The following is a 212-nucleotide window of genomic DNA, read 5'->3' as shown; positions in this document are numbered from 1 at the left end:
CGGCATTACCGCACATGGCGGCGACGACCTGTTCAAAAGAACAGTATGCCGCTCTTTTGCAGGGACGTCCCGTACCCTTTTCCGGGCGAGGCCTTGCTGACGGTGAAGTCGTTCGACTCTACGACCCGATGCATATTATGGTCGGAGTCGGTATCTTCGATGTGTCCCACCATATTTTAAGGCCGCATAAAATGTTTAGCGGCGAGAGGTAG

1 protein-coding gene is annotated in these 212 nt (G+C 53.8%); it reads left to right on the top strand.

Going from position 1 to position 212, the window contains the following annotated elements; translation table 11 throughout:
- Positions 1–212 (top strand): tRNA pseudouridine(55) synthase TruB (locus tag PGX78_RS09390; RefSeq protein ID WP_270446701.1); only part of this gene is annotated, 212 nt, incomplete at its 5' end.

It is taken from the genome of Megasphaera sp. AF13-6AC, from assembly GCF_027685385.1.
Classification (GTDB): Bacteria; Bacillota; Negativicutes; order Veillonellales; family Megasphaeraceae; genus Megasphaera; species Megasphaera micronuciformis.
This window is presented reverse-complemented; position numbering and strand designations above follow the sequence as displayed.